General features: G+C 74.7%; 3 protein-coding genes. All 3 read right to left on the reverse strand.

Going from position 1 to position 20651, the window contains the following annotated elements; all coding sequences use genetic code 11:
• Positions 1-42: 42 nt before the first annotated feature.
• From ADL15_RS57365 to ADL15_RS55030, 3 genes are read right to left on the reverse strand one after another with little or no spacing between them, the layout of a single operon-like run.
• Positions 43-7701 carry a type I polyketide synthase gene (locus ADL15_RS57365; protein ID WP_067685591.1) on the reverse strand — a complete coding sequence of 2553 codons (7659 nt, stop codon included), beginning with the start codon at positions 7699-7701 and terminating at the stop codon, positions 43-45.
• Complete coding sequence (locus ADL15_RS57370; RefSeq protein WP_067685592.1) at positions 7602-12044, reverse strand: type I polyketide synthase; 4443 nt, start codon at positions 12042-12044, stop codon at positions 7602-7604. Before ADL15_RS57370 ends, ADL15_RS57365 begins: the two co-directional genes overlap by 100 nt.
• On the reverse strand, positions 11945-20641 hold the full coding sequence (locus ADL15_RS55030; RefSeq protein ID WP_157441197.1) for a type I polyketide synthase: 8697 nt from the start codon (positions 20639-20641) through the stop codon (positions 11945-11947). The genes ADL15_RS57370 and ADL15_RS55030 overlap by 100 nt, the downstream gene beginning before the upstream one ends.
• Between the last annotated feature and the right edge of the window lie 10 nt (positions 20642-20651).

Genomic DNA, 20651 nt, shown 5'->3' on the forward strand with positions numbered 1-20651 from the left:
GAGCCCCCGCCAACCCCCTCAACCCCTACCCGGCCCCAGGGTTCACAGGCCCAGCTCGTTGTCGATGAACGCGAACATCTCGTCGTCGCTGGCCTCGTCGAGCTGACCGGCGACGGCGTCGACCGGCTGCCACGCGGCGAGCAGCTTGCGCAGCCGCACGGCGATCTGGTCGCGGACCTGCGGGTCGAGCTCGTCGGCGCCGAGTGCCGTCTCGAGCCGGTCCAGCTCGGCCAGGGCGGGCAGCGGCGGTGCGGCCGGTGCCAGCTGGTCGCGCAGGTGCGCGGCCAGGTCGGCCGGGGCCGGGTAGTCGAAGATGACGGTCGCGGGCAGGCGCAGCCCGGTGGCCGCGGTCAGGCCGTTGCGCAGCTCGACCGCGGTCAGCGAGTCGAAGCCCAGGTCCAGGAAGCCACGGGTGGGTTCGATGGCGCTCGCGTCGGCGTGCCCGAGCACCGTCGCGACGTGGCCGTGCACCAGGTCGAGCAGCATCCCGAGCTGGTCGGCGGGGGTGAGCGCGGCGAGACGTCCGCCGATCGGCGCGGCCTCCGCCGATGGCAAAACCCGCACGGGGGTACGACGTACCAGCGCTCCGAGCAGCGGCGGAACGTCCCCGCCGGCCTGCACGGCGGCCAGGTCCAGGCGGATCGGCACCACCTCGGCGGCCGGTACGGCCAAAGCCGCGTCGAACGCCGCGAGGCCGTCTTGCTCGTCGAACGCCAGCACCCCGGCGCGGGCCATCCGCTGCCGATCGTTCTCGGACAGCTCCCCGGCCATGCCGCCGTCGGCCCACGGGCCCCACGCCAGGGCGTGCCCGGGCAGCCCGAGGTCGCGGCGGTGCCGGGCGAGCGCGTCCAGGAACGCGTTCGCCGCGGCGTAGTTGGCCTGTCCGGGCGTGCCGAACAGCGCCGAGGCCGAGGAGAACAGCACGAACGCCGCCAGGTCCCGGTCGCGGGTGAGCTCGTGCAGGTGCCGGGCGCCGTCCACCTTGGGGCGCAGCACCCGGTCGAGCTGGTCGGCGGTCATCGTCTCGGCGATACCGTCGGCCAGGACCCCGGCGGTGTGCACCACGGCGGTCAGCGGGTGGGCGTCCGGGATGCCGGCGAGCACCGCGGCGAGGGCGTCGCGGTCGGCCACGTCGGCGGCGGCGAGCGTGACGTGAGTGCCGCCGGCGCGCAGTTCCTCGGCGAGGTCGGTGCCGCCGCCGGAGCGGCTGAGCAGCAGCAGGTGACTCACGCCGTGGGAAGTGACCAGGTGTCGGGCGACCCGGCCGGCTAGCGCGCCGGAGCCGCCAGTGACCAGCACGGTGCCGGTGCCGAACCTGCCGGTGCCGGATGTCTCGGGTGCGTCCGGGACGGCGCGGGCCAGCCGGGGTGCGAGCAGCGTGCCGGCGCGGATCGCCAGCTGCGGTTCGCCGCTGGCCGCCGCGGCGGCGAGCAGCCGCCACGACGCCGGGTCGTCGTCGAGGTCGGCCAGCACGAACCGGCCCGGGTTCTCCTGCTGGGCGCTGCGCAGCAGGCCCCAGACGGCCGCGCCGGCGAGGTCGCCGGTTGCCGTCCGGGGCAGCATCGCGTCGCGGGTGAGCACGACGAGCCTCGAGTCGGTGGCCAGGGCGCGCTGCAGAATGCCGAGGATCCGGCGGACTTCCGCGCCGGCCTGCTCAGCGGTGCCACCGGCGAGCGCAGTGCCACCGGCGAGCGCGGTGCCGCCGGCGAGCGCGGTGCCGCCGGCGAGCACGACCACGACGGGTGCGCCCAGCGTGTCGCCCGCGGGCAGGGTGGGCAGCTCGGGCAGGGCGCTGCCGAGCACGGTCCAGCCGTCGGTGCCGGCCGGTGCCGGTGTGGGCAGCGGGGTCCACCGGACCGCGTACAGGTCGGCGGCGCCGGGCCGGGCCGACGGCACGGGGCGCAGCACCAGCGACCCGGCGGTGAGCACCGGCTCCCCGGCGGAGGTGAACGCCGCCAGCCGCACGGCGTCCCCGGCGAGGGTGAGCCGCACCCGCAGCCGCTCGGCGCCGGTGGCATGCACGGTGACATCGGACCAGCTGAACGGCAGCCGGGCCGAGGTGTCGCCGGTGCCGCCGGTCAGGCTCAGCGCGTGCAGTGCCGCGTCGACCAGCGCGGGGTGGGCGGCGAACCTCGGCGCGGTGCGCTGCTGCTCGTCGTCGAGGGCGACCTCGACGAACAGCTCGTCACCGGCCCGCCAGACCTCGCGCAGGGCCTGGAAGGCGGGCCCGTAGTCGAGGCCGAGCTCGCTGAGCCCGGCGTAGCAGCCGTCCAGCGGCACCGGCACGGCCCCGGCCGGCGGCCAGGCATCCGGCGCAACCGCGGCCGGAGCCCCGCCCGGCAGCACGGATCCACCGGCGCGGTGCTGCCAGTCGCCGTGCTCGCCGTCGGTACGGGAGTGGATGTGCACGTCGCGGCGTCCCAGCTCGCCGGGTTCACCGACCCTGACCTGCAGCTGGACGGCGCCGCTGACCGGGATGACCAGCGGCGCGTGCAGGGTCAGCTCCTCGACGGTGTCGCAGCCGGCCCGGTGGGCGGCCTGCACGGCGAGTTCCAGCAGCGCAGTGCCGGGCAGCAGCACCACACCGTTGACCACGTGGTCACCCAGCCAGGTGTGGGTGCGCAGCGATAGCCGGCCGGTGAGCAGCACGCCGGAGCCGTCGGCGACCGGGACGACCGCGCCGAGCAGCGGGTGCCCGGCGTTGGTCAGTCCGGCGGCGCCCAGGTCACCGGTACCGCGGCCGGGGTTGATCCAGAACCGCTGCCGCTGGAAGGCGTAGGTCGGCAGCGGCGCCGGCCGGACGCCGGGGTGCAGCGCGGTCCAGTCGACCGGTACGCCGCGGACGTAGAGGGTGGCGAGCGCGGTCAGCGCGGTGGTGACCTCGTCGCGGTCGCGGCGCAGCATCGGCACCGCGTTCTCGGCGAGGGCGGTGAGCACCGCGTCCGGGCCGACCTCGACGAAGCTGGTCACGTCCGGCAGGGCCGCGACCGCGTCGGCGAAGCGCACCGGCTCGCGGACCTGCCGCACCCAGTACTCCGGGTCGGTCCAGCGCGCGTGCGGGTCGACGCTGGAGACGACCGCGACCGTCGGCTCGTGGAACGTCAGCCCGCGCACCACGGCCCGGAAGTCGTCCAGCATCGGGTCCATCAGCCGGGAGTGGAACGCGTGACTGGTCCGCAGCCGGGTGGTCTTCCACCCCTGCTGCTCGATGGGCGAAATGTCCGCCTCGATGCCGGACACCACGACCGCTCGCGGCCCGTTGACTGCTGCGATGTCGACGTCGGGGAACGCCGCGCGGACCTCGTCCTCGGTGGCCTGCACAGCGAGCATCACGCCACCGGACGGAAGCGCCTGCATCAACCGGCCACGGGCGGACACCAGCGTCGCCGCGTCCTCGAGGGACAGCACCCCGGCCACGTGCGCGGCCGCGATCTCACCGATCGAGTGCCCGACGAGGACGTCCGGGACGGCGCCCCACGACCGCAGCAGCACGGCGAGGGCAACCTCGAGGGCGAACAGCGCCGGCTGGGCATTTCCGGTCTCGTCGAGCGCGGTCTCATCGATGTCCAGATGCACCGCGACCGCGTCATAGGCGTCAGCGAACACCGGGAACGTCGCGTAGAGACCCCGGCCCATACCCGGGCGTTGGGCGCCCTGGCCGGTGAAGAGGAAACCGAGCCGACCAGGACGGGCGGTCCCGGTAAATGGCGCGGTGCCAGCCATGATGGCGTCCAGGCCGGCGGTGAGTGCGCCGGGGTCCGCGGCCAGCACCACCGCGCGGTGGGTGAGCGCGGGCCGGTGCGCGGCGGCTGCGGCGAGTGCCCGCAGGCCGGCGGCCGGGGTGGTGGCCCACTGCCGGGCCTGGGCGTGCAGGGCGGCTGCGGTGTTGCCGCTGACCGGCACCGGGATCAGCGGCAACGGCGTGGCGGCGGGCTGCCGGGGAGCGGGCGGTGCCTCTTCCAGGATTACGTGGGCGTTGGTACCGGAGACACCGAACGCCGACACACCGGCGCGACGCGGGCGGTCGCCTGCGGCCCACGGCTGCGCCTGCGTCAACAGCTCGACGTCGCCGGTGGACCAGTCGACGTGCGGCGAGATCTCCTCGGCGTGCAGGGTGGCCGGGAGCAGGCCGTGCCGCAGGGCCAGGACCATTTTCGCGATGCCGGCGACACCGGCCGCCGCCTGGGTGTGACCGATGTTCGACTTCACCGAGCCCAGCCACAGCGGCCCATCAGCACGGTCCTGGCCATAGGTGGCCAGCAACGCCTGCGCCTCGATCGGGTCACCCAGTGTGGTGCCCGTGCCGTGCGCCTCCACCGCGTCCACATCCGCGGCGCTCAGCCCGGCGTTGGCCAAGGCTTGACGGATCACCCGCTGCTGCGCGGGACCGTTCGGCGCGGTCAGCCCGTTGGAGGCGCCGTCCTGGTTGACGGCTGTCCCCCGTACCACAGCAAGCACTTGATGCCCTGAAGCGCGAGCCGCGGAAAAACGCTCAACCAGCAGCATCCCCGCGCCCTCCGACCAACCGGTCCCGTCGGCGCCCGCTCCGAACGACTTGCAGCGCCCATCGGGCGCCAAGCCGCGCTGCCGCGAGAACTCCACGAACACATCCGCGTTCGGCATCACCGTGACACCGCCGACGAGGGCCATCGAGCATTCACCGGAGCGCAGCGCCTGCGCGGCGAGATGCAGCGCGACCAGTGACGACGAGCACGCGGTGTCGATGGTGACCGCGGGGCCTTCCAGGCCGAAGGCGTAGGAGATCCGGCCGGACATCACCGACGAGGCCGTGCCGGTGAGCATGTGGCCTTCGAGGCCGTCTGCCGCCTCGCCGGGCCCGCCGCCGTAGCCCATGAACGAGGCGCCGACGAACACGCCGACCTGCTCGCCGCGCAGGCCGAGCGGGTCGACGGCGGCGGACTCGAACGCCTCCCACGAGGTCTCCAGCAGCAGGCGTTGCTGCGGGTCCATCGCGGTGGCCTCGCGCGGGGAGATGCCGAACAGGCCGGCGTCGAACTCGGCGGCACTGTCGAGGAAACCGCCGTGCCGGGTGTAGGACGTGCCGGGGTGCTCGGGGTCCGGGTGGTAGAGGGCGTCGAGGTCCCAGCCGCGGTCGGCCGGGAAGGCACCGATGCCGTCGCGACCGTCCGCGACCAGGTCCCAGTACTGCTCCGGGGTACGGACGCCGCCGGGCAGGCGCACACCCAAACCGACGATGACGATCGGGTCGTCGTCGGCCGCCGTCGCGCCAATGGTCGCCGCAGCCGGGGCGTCGGCGCCGGTGATCTGGTCGAGGACGAAGGCGGCCAGCCGCTCGGTGTCCGGGTGGTCGAAAGCCATCGTCGCGGGCAGCGTGAGCCCGGTCGCCGTGCGCAGGCGGTTGCGCAGCTCGACCGCGGTCAGCGAGTCGAAGCCGAGCTCCTTGAACGCCCGGGCCGGTTCGACCGCCGTCGGCGAGGTGTGGCCGAGGACCGTGGCGACCTCGGCGCGGACCAGGTTCAGCACGTGACGGTGCCGGGCGGCCGCCGGCAGGGCGGCGAGGCTGCCGGCCAGGCCGGTGTCGGTCGTCGGGGTGGCGGTCAGGGCTGCGGCCTCGGGCAGCCGGTCGAAGAACGGCCGGGCCCGGCTCGCCGTGAACAGCGGCAGGAACTCGTCCCAGCGCACGTCGGCGACGGTGACCTGTTCGTCGCCGGAGCCGACGGCCAGGGCGAGCGCGGCGAGCGCCCGGCCGGGGGCCATCGGGGTCAGGCCCCGGCGGCGCAGCTGGGCGGCGACCGCGGCGTCGGCAGCCATGCCGGCCTCGGCCCACGGCCCCCAGGCGACCGCGGTGCCCGGCCGGCCGGCGGCGCGGCGGCGGGCGATCAGCGCGTCGAGGGCGGCGTTCGCGGCGCCGTAGGCGGTCTGCTGCGCGCTGCCCCAGACGCCGGAGATGGAGGAGAACACGATGAACGCGTCCACGTCCCCGGCCAGTTCGTCGAGGTGCAGCGCCCCGTCGACCTTGCCGTCGACGACGCGGTGCAGGTGTGCGGCGTCCGCGTCGGTGAGGGCGACGTCCTCGCTGACGCCGGCGGCGTGCACGATCGCGTCGACGGGTCCGACGGCCGTCAGCAGGGCTGCGACGGCCGCGCGGTCGGCCAGGTCGCAGGCGTGCGCCTCGGCCAGGGGCAGGTCGGTCAGCAGGTCGGCGGCGCCGGGTGCGGTGGCGCCGCGGCGGGAGACCAGGATCAGGCGTTCGGCGCCGTTCGCGGCGGCCCAGCGGGCCACCTGGGCGCCGAGACCGCCGGTGCCACCGGCGATCAACACGGTGCCGCGAGGGTGCCAGGTGGTGCCACCGGCGGCGGGCGCTGCGGTGAGACGTCGCAGGAACACACCACTTTCGCGTACGGCGATCTGGTCCTCGGCGCCGAGCCCGCCGGACAGCACGGTCACGACCCGGCCGGCCGCCCGCGCGTCGAGTGCGGCGGGCAGGTCGAGCAGACCGCCCCAGGATTCCGGGAGTTCCAGGGCGACGGCGCGGCCGAGGCCCCAGATGGCGGCCTGGCGCACGTCGGGCGGGCCGTCGGAGCGGCCGGTCGTCACCGCGTGCCGGGTGAGCAGCCAGAGCCGGGCTCCGGTAGCGGCGTCCGCAGTGGCCTGGGCGATCGTGAGGGCGTCGGCGAGCGAGTCGGGGGCCGCGACGATGCCGGTGGGCGCAACGGCACGCAGGGCGGCGGCCAGTTCGGTGCGCGTTCCGGCCGGCACGGAACGGACCGTTGCGCCGTGCTGTTCCAGCAGCGCGGCGAGCGGGGTGTCGCCGACCACGACCCAGGTGCCGGTCAGCGGGGTGGTCCGCGCCTGGACGGGTTCCCAGGTGACCCGGTAGCGCCAGCCGTCGATGGTGTCACGGTCCCGGCTCCGGTCCCGCCAGGAGGTCAGGGCCGGGAGGACGTCGGTGAGGGCGGTGGCGGGCAGGCCGAGCCGGTCGGCGAGCGAGCCGTCGTCGACGGCGGTCCAGAAGCCGGTGTCGACGGCCGGGGGACGCAGCTCCAGCCAGTAGCGCTGGCGCTGGAACGCGTAGGTGGGCAGGTCGGCGGGCCGGACCCCGGCGAACAGCGGCGTCCAGTCGACCGGCACGCCCTGCACGTGCAGGGTGGCCAGGGCGGTCAGCGCGGTCGTGACCTCGTCACGGTCACGGCGCAGCATCGGCACCGCGCCATCGACCATCGCCGACAACACCCCGTCGGGTCCGAGCTCGATGAAGCTGGTCACCCCGTCCAGCGCCGCGACCGCGTCGGCGAACCGCACCGGCTGCCGGACGTGCTGCACCCAGTACTCCGGGTCAGCCCACTCACCGGTGCCGGTGAACGTCAGGGTGGTCACCACGGCCCGGAACTCGTTGAGCATCGGGTCCATCAACCGCGAGTGGAACGCGTGGCTGGTCCGCAGCCGGGTCGTCTTCCACCCGTGGCCTTCGAGGGGCGAAATGTCCGCCTCGATGCCGGACACGACGACCGCTCGTGGCCCGTTGACCGCCGCGACGTCGACATCCGGGAACGCTGCCCGGATCTCGTCCTCGGAGGCCTGCACGGCGAGCATCACGCCACCGGCCGGGAGCGCCTGCATCAGACGGCCCCGTGCGGTGACCAGGGTGGCCGCGTCGTCGAGGGACAGCACCCCGGACACGTGCGCGGCCGCGATCTCACCGATCGAGTGGCCGACCATGACGTCCGGGACGACACCCCAGGAACGCAGCAGTGCCGCGAGGGCGACTTCGAGGGCGCGGTCTCGTCGATGTCGAGGTGTACCGCGACCGCGTCGTAGGCGTCGGCGAAGGCGGGGAACGTTGCGTAGAGACCTCGGCCCATGCCGGGGCGTTGGGCGCCTTGGCCGGTGAACAGGAATGCGAGGCGGCCGGGCTGGGCGATTCCCCGGATAGTGGTGTCGCCGAGGAGCACGGCGCGATGCGGCAACGCGGCCCGGCGTGCGGCGGCCGCGCCGATAGCGAGCACGTCACCGTCGATCGTCCAGATAGCTTGCGCTTCCAGCGCCTCCGGCGTGTGACCGGAGATCAACACCGGCACCACCGGCAAGATCAGCGCCTCGGTCTGCGCCTGCGGCGAAGCCGGCGGCTCCTCCAAGATCACGTGCGCGTTGGTGCCGGAGACGCCGAACGCCGAGACACCGGCACGGCGCGGGCGGCCACCCGCGGCCCACGGCTGCGCCTCGGTCAGCAGTTCGACCTGCCCGGTCGTCCAGTCGATGTGCGGAGAGGGGTCGGCGGCGTGCAGGGTCGCGGGCAGCGTCTCCTGCCGCATCGCGAGGATCATTTTGGCGATGCCGGCGACACCCGCAGCAGCCTGGGTGTGACCGATGTTCGACTTCACCGAGCCCAGCCACAGCGGCCCGTCGGCACGGTCCTGGCCGTAGGTGGCCAGCAGCGCCTGCGCCTCGATCGGGTCACCCAGCGTGGTGCCGGTGCCGTGCGCCTCCACCGCGTCCACATCAGCGGTGGTCAGCCCGGCATTGGCTAGAGCCTGCCGGATCACCCGCTGCTGCGCGGGACCGTTCGGCGCCGTGAGCCCATTAGAGGCTCCGTCCTGGTTGACCGCGGTCCCCCGGACCACGGCCAGGACTTCATGCCCGGCCGCGCGGGCTGTGGACAGCCGCTCGACCAGCAGCATGCCCGCGCCCTCGGACCAGCCGGTCCCGTCGGCGCCCGCTCCGAACGACTTGCACCGGCCATCAGCCGCGAGACCGCGCTGCCGGGAGAACTCCACGAAGATGTCCGGGGTCGGCATCACCGTCACGCCACCGACGAGCGCCATCGAGCACTCCCCCGAGCGCAACGCCTGCGCGGCCAGATGCAGCGCGACCAGCGACGACGAGCAGGCCGTGTCGACGGTGACCGCCGGGCCCTCCAGGCCGAAGGCGTAGGAGATGCGGCCCGAGATGACCGAGGACGCCGTGCCGGTCAGCAGGTGACCTTCCAGGCCGTCGGCGGAGTCGGTGCCGTAGCCCATGAACGCCGCGCCGACGTAGACGCCGACCGGCTGGCTGGCGAGCCCGCGCGGGTCGACGCCGGCACGTTCCAGCGCCTCCCATGAGGTTTCCAGCAGCAGCCGTTGCTGCGGGTCCATCGCGGTGGCCTCGCGCGGCGAGATGCCGAACAGGCCCGCGTCGAAGTCGCCGGCGCCGCTGAGGAAGCCGGCCTGCTGGGCGTAGAACGTGCCCGGGTGGTCCGGGTCCGGGTGGTAGAGCCGGTCCAGGTCCCAGCCGCGGTCGGTGGGGAAGGCGCCGATGCCTTCGGCGCCGCCGGCCAGCAGATCCCAGTACTGCTCGGGTGACTCCACGCCGCCGGGCAGGCGCAGGCCCATCCCGACGATGACAACCGGATCGTCGTCCGCGGCGGCCGTGGCCGGCACGTGGATCTCGGGAGCGTCGGCGACTCCGGTGACTTCGGCCAGCACGAAGGCGGCGAGCCGCTCCGCGCTCGGGTGGTCGAACGCGAGGGTGGCCGGCAGCGCCACGCCGGTGGTGGTGCGCAGCCGGTTGCGCAGTTCGACCGCGGTCAGCGAGTCGAAACCGAGGTCTTTGAACGCCCGGTCCGGTGCGACGGATCCGGCGCCGGCGTGCCCCAGCACGGCGGCGACGTCCGCGCGGACCAGGTCGAGGACGGTGCGCTGCCGGTCGGCCGGGGTGAGCCCGGCCAATCGCGCGGCCAGGCCGGAGGTCGGCTCGGGCGCGGCGGCGGGGGTCGCCTGCGGCAGGAGCGCGAACAGGGGGCGGGCGCGGCTCGCGGCGAACAGTGGCAGGAAGTCGTCCCAGCGCACGTCCGCGACGGTCACCTGGTCCTCGCCCGCGCCGACGGCACCGGCCAGGACCGCGAGGGCGCGGGCCGGGTCGAGCGGGGTGAGGCCGTGGCGGCGCAGCTGACCGGCCGTCTCCTCGGCGGCGGCCATGCCGACCCGGGCCCACGGGCCCCAGGCGACGGCGGTGCCGGGCCGGCCTGCTGCCCGGCGGCGGGCGATCAGCGCGTCGAGGGCGGCGTTGGCGGCACCGTAGGCCGCTTGCCGGCCGCTGCCCCAGACACCGGCGATGGAGGAGAACACGACGAACGCGTCCACGTCGCCGGCCAGCTCGTCGAGGTGCAGGGCGCCGTCGACCTTGCCGCGGACGACGCGGTCGAGGTGCGCGGGGTCGGCGTCGGTGAGCGCGACCTCCTCGCTGACCCCGGCGGCGTGCACGACCACGTTGACGGATCCGACGGCCTTCAGTAGGGCCTCGACGGCGGCGCGGTCGGCCAGGTCACAGGCGTGCACCTCGACGGCAGCCCGGTCCGCGCGGTCGCTGGCGTGCACCTCGACCGCAGCGCGGTCGCTGGCGTGCGCCTCGACGGCGGCGCGGTCCGCGCGGTCGCCCGGGCGCGCCTCGGCAGCAGCGCGGTTGGCGTGGTCGCTGGCGTGTGCGTCGGTGGCAGGGAGCACGGCTTGCAGCTCGGTCAGCAGGTCGGCGGCGCCGGGGGCCGCGGCGCCGCGGCGGGAGACCAGGATCAGGCGCTCGGCGCCGTTCGCGGCGGCCCAGCGGGCCACCTCGGCGCCCAGGCCACCGGTGCCGCCCGCGATCAGGACGGTGCCGCGCGGGCGCCAGATGGCGCCGCGGGGTGCCGGGGCCGGCACTAGCCGGCGAACGTGGACGCCGCTGCCGCGGACGGCGATCTGGTCCTCCGGACCGTAGGCACCGGCCAGCACGGCGGCGACCCGGGGCGCCGAGCGGCGGTCGAGTTCGGCGGGCAGGTCGAGCAGGCCGCCCCAGGACTCCGGTCGTTCCAGGGCGACGGAGCGCCCGAAGCCCCAGGTCAGAGCATGCTCCGGGCGGACGTGGGCGTCGGATCGGCCGACCGCGACCGCGCTGCGGGTGACCAGCCAGAGCGGCGCGGTGATGTCGGCGTCGCCAAGTGCCTGGACCAGCGCCAGGCTCTCGCCGAGCGGGCCGCTGGTGGCCAGGACTCCGGCGATCGGTTTTTCGAGGGTACGCAGCTGCGCGGCGAGGTCGTCCCGAGTGCCGGACGGCAGGCGCAGCACGGTGGCGCCGTGACCGGTGAGGACCGCGTTCAGCCCGGCAGGGTCGGCGCCGGCCAGCACCCACGTGCCCGCCAGTGCCGCCGGCGTGGGCTCGGGTGCGGCCTGCCAGGTGATCCGGTAGCGCCAGCGGTCCGACCGGGTGCGGTCCCGGCCACGGGCGCGCCACGAGGCGAGGGCCGGCAGCACGCTGTCGAGGGAGGAACCGGGGTCGACGCCGAGTTCGGCGGCGAACGTGGTGAGGTCGCCCCGGTCGACGGTGTCCCAGAGGCCCGCCTCGGCCGGGTCGGTGGTGGCGGTGGGAGCGCTGCGCAGCCAGTAGCGCTGACGCTGGAACGCGTAGGTGGGCAGGTCGGCGGGCCGGACCCCGGCAAACAGTGGCGTCCAGTCCACTTCCACGCCTTGCACGTGCAGGGTCGCCAGGGCGGTCAGCGCGGTCGTGGCTTCGTCTCGGTCGCGGCGCAGCATCGGCACCGCCCCGTCGACCATCGCCGACAGCACCCCGTCCGGGCCCAGCTCGATGAAGCTGGTCACCCCGTCGAGTGCCGCGATCGCGTCGGCGAACCGCACCGGCTGCCGGACGTGCTGCACCCAGTACTCCGGGTCAGCCCACTCACCGGTGCCGGTGAAGGTCAGCGTGGTCACCACGGCCCGGAACTCGTTGAGCATCGGGTCCATCAGCCGGGAGTGGAACGCGTGACTGGTCCGTAACCGGGTCGTCTTCCATCCCTGCTGCTCGATGGGCGAAATATCCGCCTCGATGCCGGACACGACGACCGCTCGTGGCCCGTTGACCGCCGCGATGTCGACATCCGGGAACGCCGCCCGGACCTCGTCCTCGGACGCCTGCACGGCGAGCATCACGCCACCGGCCGGAAGCGCCTGCATCAACCGGCCCCGCGCGGACACCAGCGTCGCCGCGTCCTCGAGGGAGAGCACCCCGGCGACGTGCGCGGCCGCGATCTCACCGATCGAGTGGCCGACCATGACGTCCGGGACGACACCCCAGGAACGCAGCAGTGCCGCGAGGGCGACTTCGAGGGCGTTTCATCCAGCGCGGACTCGTCGATGTCCAGGTGCACCGCGACCGCGTCGTAGGCGTCGGCGAAGGCCGGGAACGTCGCGTAGAGACCCCGGCCCATGCCCGGACGCTGCGCGCCCTGGCCGGTGAACAGGAAACCGAGCCGGCCGGGACGGGCGGTCCCGGTCAGCGCCGCGGTGCCCGCCGTGATGGCGTCCAAGCCAGCGGTCAGTGCGCCGGGGTCAGCGGCCAGCACCACCGCACGGTGGGTGAGCGCAGGCCGGCGTGCGGCAGCCGCACCGACCGGCAGCGGATCGGTATCGAGCGGCATTCGCGAGGTTTGCGCTTGCAGGGCTTCCCACGTGTGACCGGACACCAGCACCGGCACCACCGGCAAGGCCAGCGCTTCCGCCTTCTCCTGGGGAGAAGCCGGCGGCTCCTCCAGGATCACGTGGGCGTTGGTGCCGGAGACACCGAACGCCGACACACCGGCGCGGCGCGGCCGGTCGCCCGCGGCCCACGGCTGCGGGGCCGTCAGCAGCTCGACGTCACCCGCCGACCAGTCCACGTGCGGGGAGCGCTCGCCGGAGTGCAGGGTCGCGGGCAGCAGCCCGTGCCGCATCGCCATGACCATTTTCGCGATGCCGGCGACACCGGCCGCCGCCTGGGTGTGACCGATGTTCGACTTGATCGAGCCGAGCCAGAGCGGCGCGTCGATGCGGTCCTGGCCGTAGGTGGCCAGCAGCGCCTGCGCCTCGATCGGGTCACCCAGCGTGGTGCCGGTGCCGTGCGCCTCCACCACGTCGACATCGGCGGCACGCAGCCCGGCGTTGGCCAGAGCCTGACGGATCACCCGCTGCTGCGCGGGACCATTCGGCGCGGTGAGCCCGTTCGACGCGCCGTCCTGATTGACGGCTGTCCCCCGTACCACAGCAAGAACTTGATGCCCGGAAGCTCGCGCCGCGGAAAGACGCTCAACCAGCAGCATCCCCGCGCCCTCCGACCAACCGGTGCCGTCGGCACCGGCGCCGAACGACTTGCACCGCCCGTCGGGCGCGAGGCCACGCTGCCGCGAGAACTCCACGAAAACGTCCGCAGTCGGCATCACCGTGACACCACCGACAAGGGCCATCGAGCACTCACCGGAGCGCAGCGCCTGTGTCGCCAGGTGCAAGGCGACCAGCGACGAGGAGCACGCGGTGTCGACCGTGACGGCCGGGCCCTCCAGCCCGAAGGTGTAGGAGATCCGGCCCGAGATGACCGAGGATGCGGTGCCGGTCAGCAGGTGACCCTCCTGGCCGTCGGCGGAGTCGCTGCCGTAGCCCATGAAGGTGGCGCCGACGAACACGCCGACCTGCTCGCCGCGCAGGCCCAGCGGGTTGACGCCGGCGGCCTCGAACGCCTCCCACGACGTCTCCAGCAGCAGCCGCTGCTGCGGGTCCATCGACAGGGCCTCGCGCGGCGAGATACCGAACAACCCGGCGTCGAAGTCGCCCGCTTCGGGCAGGAAGCCGCCCTCGCGGGCGTAGAAGGTGCCCGGGTGATCCGGGTCCGGGTGGTAGAGCCGGTCCAGGTCCCAGCCCCGGTCGGCCGGGAACTCGCCGATCGCGTCGGCACCGGTGGCGACGAGGTCCCACAGTGCCTGCGGGGTGTCGGCCCCGCCGGGCATCCGCAGGCCCATGCCGACGATGACGATCGGATCGTCGGTGACCGCCGCCGCGGTGGTGGTCATGGGCAGCGCGGTGTCGGAGCCGACGACCTGGTCGAGGACGAAGGCGGCGAGCCGTTCGGTGTCCGGGTGGTCGAACGCGAGGGTGGCGGGCAGCGTCAGCCCGGTGGTGGCCTGCAGCCGGTTGCGCAGTTCGACCGCGGTCAGCGAGTCGAAGCCCAGGTCCTTGAACGCCCGGTCCGGGGCGATGTCCGCCGGGGACGCGTGTCCCAGCGCGGCGGCCACCTCGGCCCGGACCAGTTCCAGAACGGTGCGGTGGCGCTCGGCCGGTGCGAGCGGCGCGAGCCGGGCGGCGAGGGCGGAACCGGTGGCCGGTGCCGGTACGGCGGTCGCGGCCTCGGGCAGGTCGGCCAGCAGCGGACGGGCCCGGGTGGCGGTGAACAGCGGCAGGAACTCGTCCCACCGCACGTCGGCGACCGTGATCAGGTCGTCGCCGGCGCCGACCGCCTGGGCGAGCGCGGCGATCGCCGGCGCCGGGTCGAGCGCGACCAGGCCCTGACGGCGCAGCGCCGTGGCGGCCTGGGCGTCGGCGGCCATGCCCACACGCGCCCAGGGGCCCCACGCGATCGAGGTGCCGGGCAGGCCGGCCGCGCGGCGGCGCTGGATCAGGGCGTCGAGGGCGGCGTTGGCGGCACCGTAGGCCGCCTGCCGGCCGCTGCCCCAGGTCGCCGCGATGGAGGAGAACACGACGAACGCGTCCACGTCCCCGGCGAGGTCGTCGAGGTGCTGCGCGCCGTCGACCTTGCCGCGCAGCACGCGGTCGAGGTGCGCGGGGTCGGCGTCGGCCAGGGCCACGTCTTCGACGATGCCGGCGGCGTGCACGACCGCGTGCACCGGGCCGGTCGCGGCGAGCAGCGCCTCGACGGCAGCGCGGTCGGCGAGGTCACAGGCGTGCACCTCAACGGCCGCGCGGTCCACGCGGTCACCAGCCGCGCGGTGACCAGCCGGGGCCTCGGCAGCCGGCAGCTCGGCCTGCAGCGCGGCCAGCAGCTCGGCGGCGCCCGGGGCCGCCGCGCCGCGGCGGGACACCAGGATCAGGCGCTCGGCGCCGTTCGCGGCGGTCCAGCGAGCCACCTCGGCGCCCAGGCCACCGGTGCCGCCGGTGATCAGGACCGTGCCGCGCGGCCGCCACGCCGCGTGGGTGGTGGCCGGGGCGTGGGTGAGGCGCCGCAGGAGCACGCCGGCCGGCCGGAGTGCGATCTGGTCCTCGGCGCCCAGGTCGCCGCCGAGCACGGCCGCGAGCCGGCCCACGGCCCGGGCGTCCAGGGTGTCCGGCAGGTCGAGCAGGCCGCCCCAGCGGTCCGGGTGTTCGAGGCCGGCGACGCGGCCGAGGCCCCACACCGCGGCGGTCTCCGGGTCCACAACGGCGTCCGCCCGGCCGGTGGCGACCGCGCCGCGGGTCACCAGCCACAGCGGTGCCGGGATGGTCAGCCGGGTCACGGCCTGGACGAGCGGCAGGGCTTCGGCGGCGGAGCCGGGCATCGCGATGATGCCGGACAACGGCCCCCCTTCAAGGAGCGCGGTGAGTTCGGCGGGGGTGCCGGACACCGGCTCGCCTTCGAGGAGCGCGGCGAGGTCGGCAGAGGCACCGGTTCGCACGGTGGCGCCGAGGCCGGTCAGGGTGGCGGCGAGGCCGTAGCGGTCGGTGCCGACAAGGATCCAGGTGCCGGGCAGCGCCGGGCGGGCCGGGACGGTGGCGGGTTTCCAGGTGATGCGGTAGCGCCAGCCGTCGATGGCGTCGCGTTCCCGGCTCCGGGCGCGCCAGGAGGTCAGCGCCGGGAGGACGTCGGCGAGGGCGGTCGCGGGCAGGCCGAGCCGGTCGGCGAGCGAGCCGTCGTCGACCGCGGCCCAGAACCCGTCGTCGCCGCGCGCTTTGGTGCTGGTGCCGGGCCAGAAGCGCTGGCGCTGGAACGCGTAGGTGGGCAGGTCAGCCGGGCGCACGCCGGCGAACAGCGGCGTCCAGTCCACTTCCACGCCCTGCACGTGCAGGGCGGCCAGGGCAGTCAGCGCGGTGGTGACCTCATCCCGGTCGCGGCGCAGCATCGGCACCGCGCCGTCGACCATCGCCGACAGCACACCGTCCGGGCCAAGTTCGATGAAGCTAGTGACCCCGTCGAGGGCGGCGATCGCATCCGCGAAACGGACCGGCTGGCGGACGTGCTGCACCCAGTACTCCGGATCAGCCCACTCGCCGGTGCCGGTGAACGTCAGCGTGGTCACCACGGCCCGGAAGTCGTCCAGCATCGGGTCCATCAACCGGGAGTGGAACGCGTGACTGGTCCGCAGCCGGGTCGACTTCCACCCCTGCTGCTCGATGGGCGAAATGTCCGACGCCAGGCCCGACACGACGACCGCCCGCGGCCCGTTGACCGCCGCGATATCCACGTCGGGGAACGCCGCGCGGACCTCGTCCTCGGACGCCTGCACGGCGAGCATCACGCCACCGGCCGGAAGCGCCTGCATCAGACGGCCCCGCGCGGTGACCAGGGTGACCGCATCCTCGAGCGACAGCACCCCGGACACGTGCACGGCCGCGATCTCACCGATCGAGTGGCCGACGACGACGTCGGGGGTCACTCCCCAGGAACGCAGCAGCGCGGCAAGCGCCACCTCGACGGCGAACAAGGCGGGCTGGGCGTAACCAGTTCGGTGGATCAGCTCGGGATCGGCGAGGACCGTGCCGAGCGGGCGGTCGAGGTGCGCGTCCACGTGCAGCGCGACCCGGTCGAACGCGTCGGCGAACACCGGGAACGTGTCATAGAGACCCCGGCCAATGCCGGCCCGCTGCGCGCCCTGACCGGTGAACAAGAACGCCAGCCGACCGGGCCGGGCGACGCCCCGGACCGTGACATCGCCGAGGATCACGGCGCGGTGCGGCAACGCGGCACGCCGCGCGGCAGCAGCACCGATGGCGAGCACGTCACCCTCGACACTCCAGAGAGCCTGCGCTTCGAGGGCCTCCTCCGTGTGACCGGACACCAGCACCGGCACCACCGGCAGGTCGAGCGCCGCCGTGTGCGACTGCGGCGAGCCCGGCGGCTCCTCCAGGATTACGTGGGCGTTGGTGCCGCTGATGCCGAACGAGGACACCCCGGCACGGCGCGGCCGCTCCCCCACCGGCCACGGCCGGGCCTCGGTCAGCAGCTCAACGGCGCCGGCCGACCAGTCCACGTGCGGCGACGCCTCGTCGGCGTGCAGCGTGGCCGGCAACGTCTGGTGGTGCAGCGCGAGGACCATCTTCAGGATGCCCGCGGCACCGGCGGCGGCCTGGGTGTGACCGATGTTCGACTTCACCGACCCCAGCCACAGCGGCCCATCGGCACGGCCCTGACCGTAAGTGGCCAGCAGCGCCTCAGCCTCGATCGGGTCACCCAGTGTGGTGCCGGTCCCGTGCGCCTCCACGGCATCCACGTCGGACGCGGTCAGGCCCGCCCCCGCGAGGGCGGCCCGGATGACCCGCTGCTGGGCGGGACCGTTCGGTGCGGTCAGCCCGTTGGAAGCGCCGTCCTGGTTGACCGCGGTACCGCGTACCACGGCAAGGACGGACCGGCCCGCTGCTCGTGCCGCGGAGAGGCGCTCGATCAGGAACACGCCGGCGCCCTCGCCCCAGGCGGTGCCGTCCGCGCCGGCGGCGAACGACTTGCACCGGCCGTCCGCGGCCAGGCCGCGCTGCTGGCTGAAGTCGAGGAACGCGGTCGGCGTCGCCATCACGGTCACCCCGCCGACCAGGGCCATCGTGCACTCGCCGGACCTTAGCGCCTGCGCCGCGAGGTGCAGCGCGACCAGCGACGACGAGCAGGCGGTGTCGACCGTGACCGCCGGGCCCTCCAGGCCGAACGTGTAGGACACCCGACCGGACAGCACGCTCGCCGCGTTACCGGTGCCGATGTGGCCCGCCGAGCCCGCGACGTCGGCCTGCCCCTCGTCGAGCAGCGCCACGTAGTCCTGGCCGTTGGTGCCGGCGAACACGCCGATCTGCTCGCCGCGCAGCCCGAGCGGGTCGAGGCCGGCGCGCTCGAACGCCTCCCACGACGTCTCGAGCAGCAGGCGTTGCTGCGGGTCCATCGCGAGGGCCTCACGCGGCGAGATCCCGAACAGGCCGGCGTCGAACTCGGCGGCGCCGGGCACAAAACCGCCGGCCCGCGCGTAGGTGGTGCCGGGATGCGCGGGATCCGGGTGGTAGAGGGCGTCGAGGTCCCAGCCGCGGTCGGCCGGGAACTCGCCCATCGCGTCGGTGCCGGTCGCGAGCAGGTCCCACAGCGCCTCGGGGGTGTCCGCGCCGCCGGGGAAGCGGCAGGCCAGCGCGACGATGACGATCGGGTCGTCGCCGGTGGCGACGGTGGTGGTTCCGGGTGCCGCCGGGCCGGCCACGGGCGGGGTGAGCGCGAGCCGGTCGAGCAGGAACCCGGCGAGCCGGTCGGCGTCCGGATAGTCGAAGACCAGCGCGGCCGGCAGGGTGAGTCCGGTGGCGGCGGCGAGGCGGTTGCGCAGTTCCATCGCGGTCAGCGAGTCGAATCCGAGGTCCTGGAAGGACCGCCCGGGTGCGACCGCGTCGGCGGAGCCATGGCCCAACACGGCCGCGGCGTGGTCGCGGATTTCGGTCAGCAGCGCGCGTCGCGCTTCAACAGGATCAAAATCAGTCATTTGTACGAGCGAAAGCCGCCCGGAGACGGTCACCTCGCGCCCACTGACCCGCACGCCGGGCAGGTCGGCCAGCACCGTGGCCGGCCGGACCGCGCCCAGTTCGGCGGCGAGCCGGTCCCAGCGCACGTCGGCGACCAGCACAGCCGGTTCACCGCTGCCCACCGCGGCGGCCAGCGCGGCCAGCGCCGGTGCGGGGTCGAGCAGCGCCAGGCCGGCCCGGCGGAACCCGGCCGTGTCCGCGTGCCCGGCCATCATGCCGGCGTCGGCCCACGGTCCCCAGGCGATCGAGGTGGCGGGCAGCCCGGCGGCCCCGCGATGCCGTGCGAGCGCGTCGAGGGCCGCGTTGGCGGCGGCGTAGTTGGCCTGCCCGGGGTTGCCGAGCACACCGGCGGTCGAGGAGAACAGCACGAACGCGGTGAGCGGCCGGTGCGCGGTGAGCTCGTGCAGCCACCACGCGGCGTCGGCCTTGGGCGCGAGAACCGCGTCGAGCCGGTCCGGGTCGAGGCCGGTCAGCAGCCCGTCGTCGAGGGCGCCGGCGGCGTGCACGATCGCCAGGTCGGTGTCCCCGTCGAACTCGCCGACCAGCGCCGCGACGGCGTCCCGGTCGGTCAGGTCGCAGGCGCGCACCTCAACGCCGGGCAGTTCGGCAAGCAGGTCGGTCAGGTCGCCGGTCGTGGCGGCCTTTTCGGTGGCGGCGCTGTCGGTGGCGGCGCTGCCGTTGACGGGCTTGTCGGTGACGGGCCTGCCGGTGATGCCGCGGCCGACGAGGACGATGCGGGTGGCGCCGTGGGCGGCGGCCCAGCGGGCCACCTGGCGGCCGAGGCCGCCGGTGCCGCCGGTGATCAGCACGGTGCCGCGGGGTTCCCAGGCGCTGCCGAACGGTTCCGGTGCCTGCGCGAGACGGCGGACGAGCAGACCGGTGCCGCGGACGGCGATCTCGGTCTCCTCGCCGAGGCGACCGACGAGGACGGCGGCCAGCCGGGCGCCGGCGCGGGCGTCGAGCCGTTCGGGCAGGTCGACGAGGCCGCCCCAGCGGTCGGGGTGTTCGAGGGCGGCGACCCGGCCGAGGCCCCAGGTGGCAGCGGACCGTGGCGCGGTGGCCGGGTCGGCGGCGCCGGTGGTGACCGCGCCGCGGGTGGCCAGCCAGAGCGGTGCGGTGATCCCGGCGTCGCCTAGGGCCTGGACGGTCGCCAGGGTGTCGTCGAGAGAACCGCAGGCGGAGAGGATGCCGCTGACGGGTGTGTCGAGGGCGCGCAGCCACGCGGCGAGGTCGTCGCGGGTGCCGGACGGCAGGCGCAGCACTGTCGCACCGTGGCTGGTCATGGCCGCGACCAGGGCGGCGGCCTGCGATTCGCCCGCGGCTTGGGTTTCGTCGGTGGCCTGGGTTTTGTCGGAGGCTTGGAGCAGCCAGGTGCCGGTGAGGCGGGCCGGGCCGGGGTCGGTGACCGGCTTCCAGGTTTCGTGGTAGCGCCAGCCGGCGATCCGGGAGCGTTCCTGGCCGCGGGCGCGCCAGCCGGCCAGGGCGGGCAGCACGGTGGCGACGGTGTCGTCGTCGACGCCGAGTTCGGCGGCGAGAGCGGGGAGGTCGCCGCGTTCGACGGCGGTCCAGAAACCGGCGTCGAGGGTGCCCGCCGGGCGGGCGGCGTTCCGCAGCCAGTAGCGCTCGCGCTGGAAGGCATAGGTGGGCAGCTCAGCCGGGCGCACACCGGCGAACAGCGGCGTCCAGTCGACTGGCACGCCGTGCACGTGCAGGGTGGCCAGGGCGGTCAGTGTCGTGGTGACCTCGTCACGGTCGCGGCGCAGCATCGGCACCGCGCCATCGACCATCGCCGACAACACCCCGTCGGGTCCGAGCTCGATGAAGCTGGTGACCCCGTCCAGTGCCGCGACCGCGTCAGCGAACCGCACCGGCTGCCGGACGTGCTGCACCCAGTACTCCGGGTCAGCCCACTCGCCCGTGCCGGTGAAGGTCAGCGTGGTCACCACGGCCCGGAACTCGTCGAGCATCGGGTCCATCAACCGCGAGTGGAACGCGTGACTCGTCCGCAACCGGGTCGTCTTCCACCCCTGGCCTTCGAGGGGCGAAATGTCGGCTTCGAGACCGGACACGACGACCGCCCGCGGCCCGTTGATGGCCGCGATGTCGACATCGGGGAACGCTGCCCGGACCTCGTCCTCGGATGCCTGCACCGCCAGCATC

Origin of the sequence: Actinoplanes awajinensis subsp. mycoplanecinus (assembly GCF_001509495.1) — a bacterium.
Taxonomy (GTDB): domain Bacteria; phylum Actinomycetota; class Actinomycetes; order Mycobacteriales; family Micromonosporaceae; genus Actinoplanes; species Actinoplanes palleronii.

Bases quoted from the DNA above. Each gene is read 5' to 3' on its own strand.
- ADL15_RS57365 (WP_067685591.1), bottom strand. From the start codon at position 7,701: ATGGTCGGCCACTCGATCGGTGAGATCGCGGCCGCGCACGTGTCCGGG.
- ADL15_RS57370 (WP_067685592.1), bottom strand. From the start codon at position 12,044: ATGGTCGGCCACTCGATCGGTGAGATCGCGGCCGCGCACGTCGCCGGG.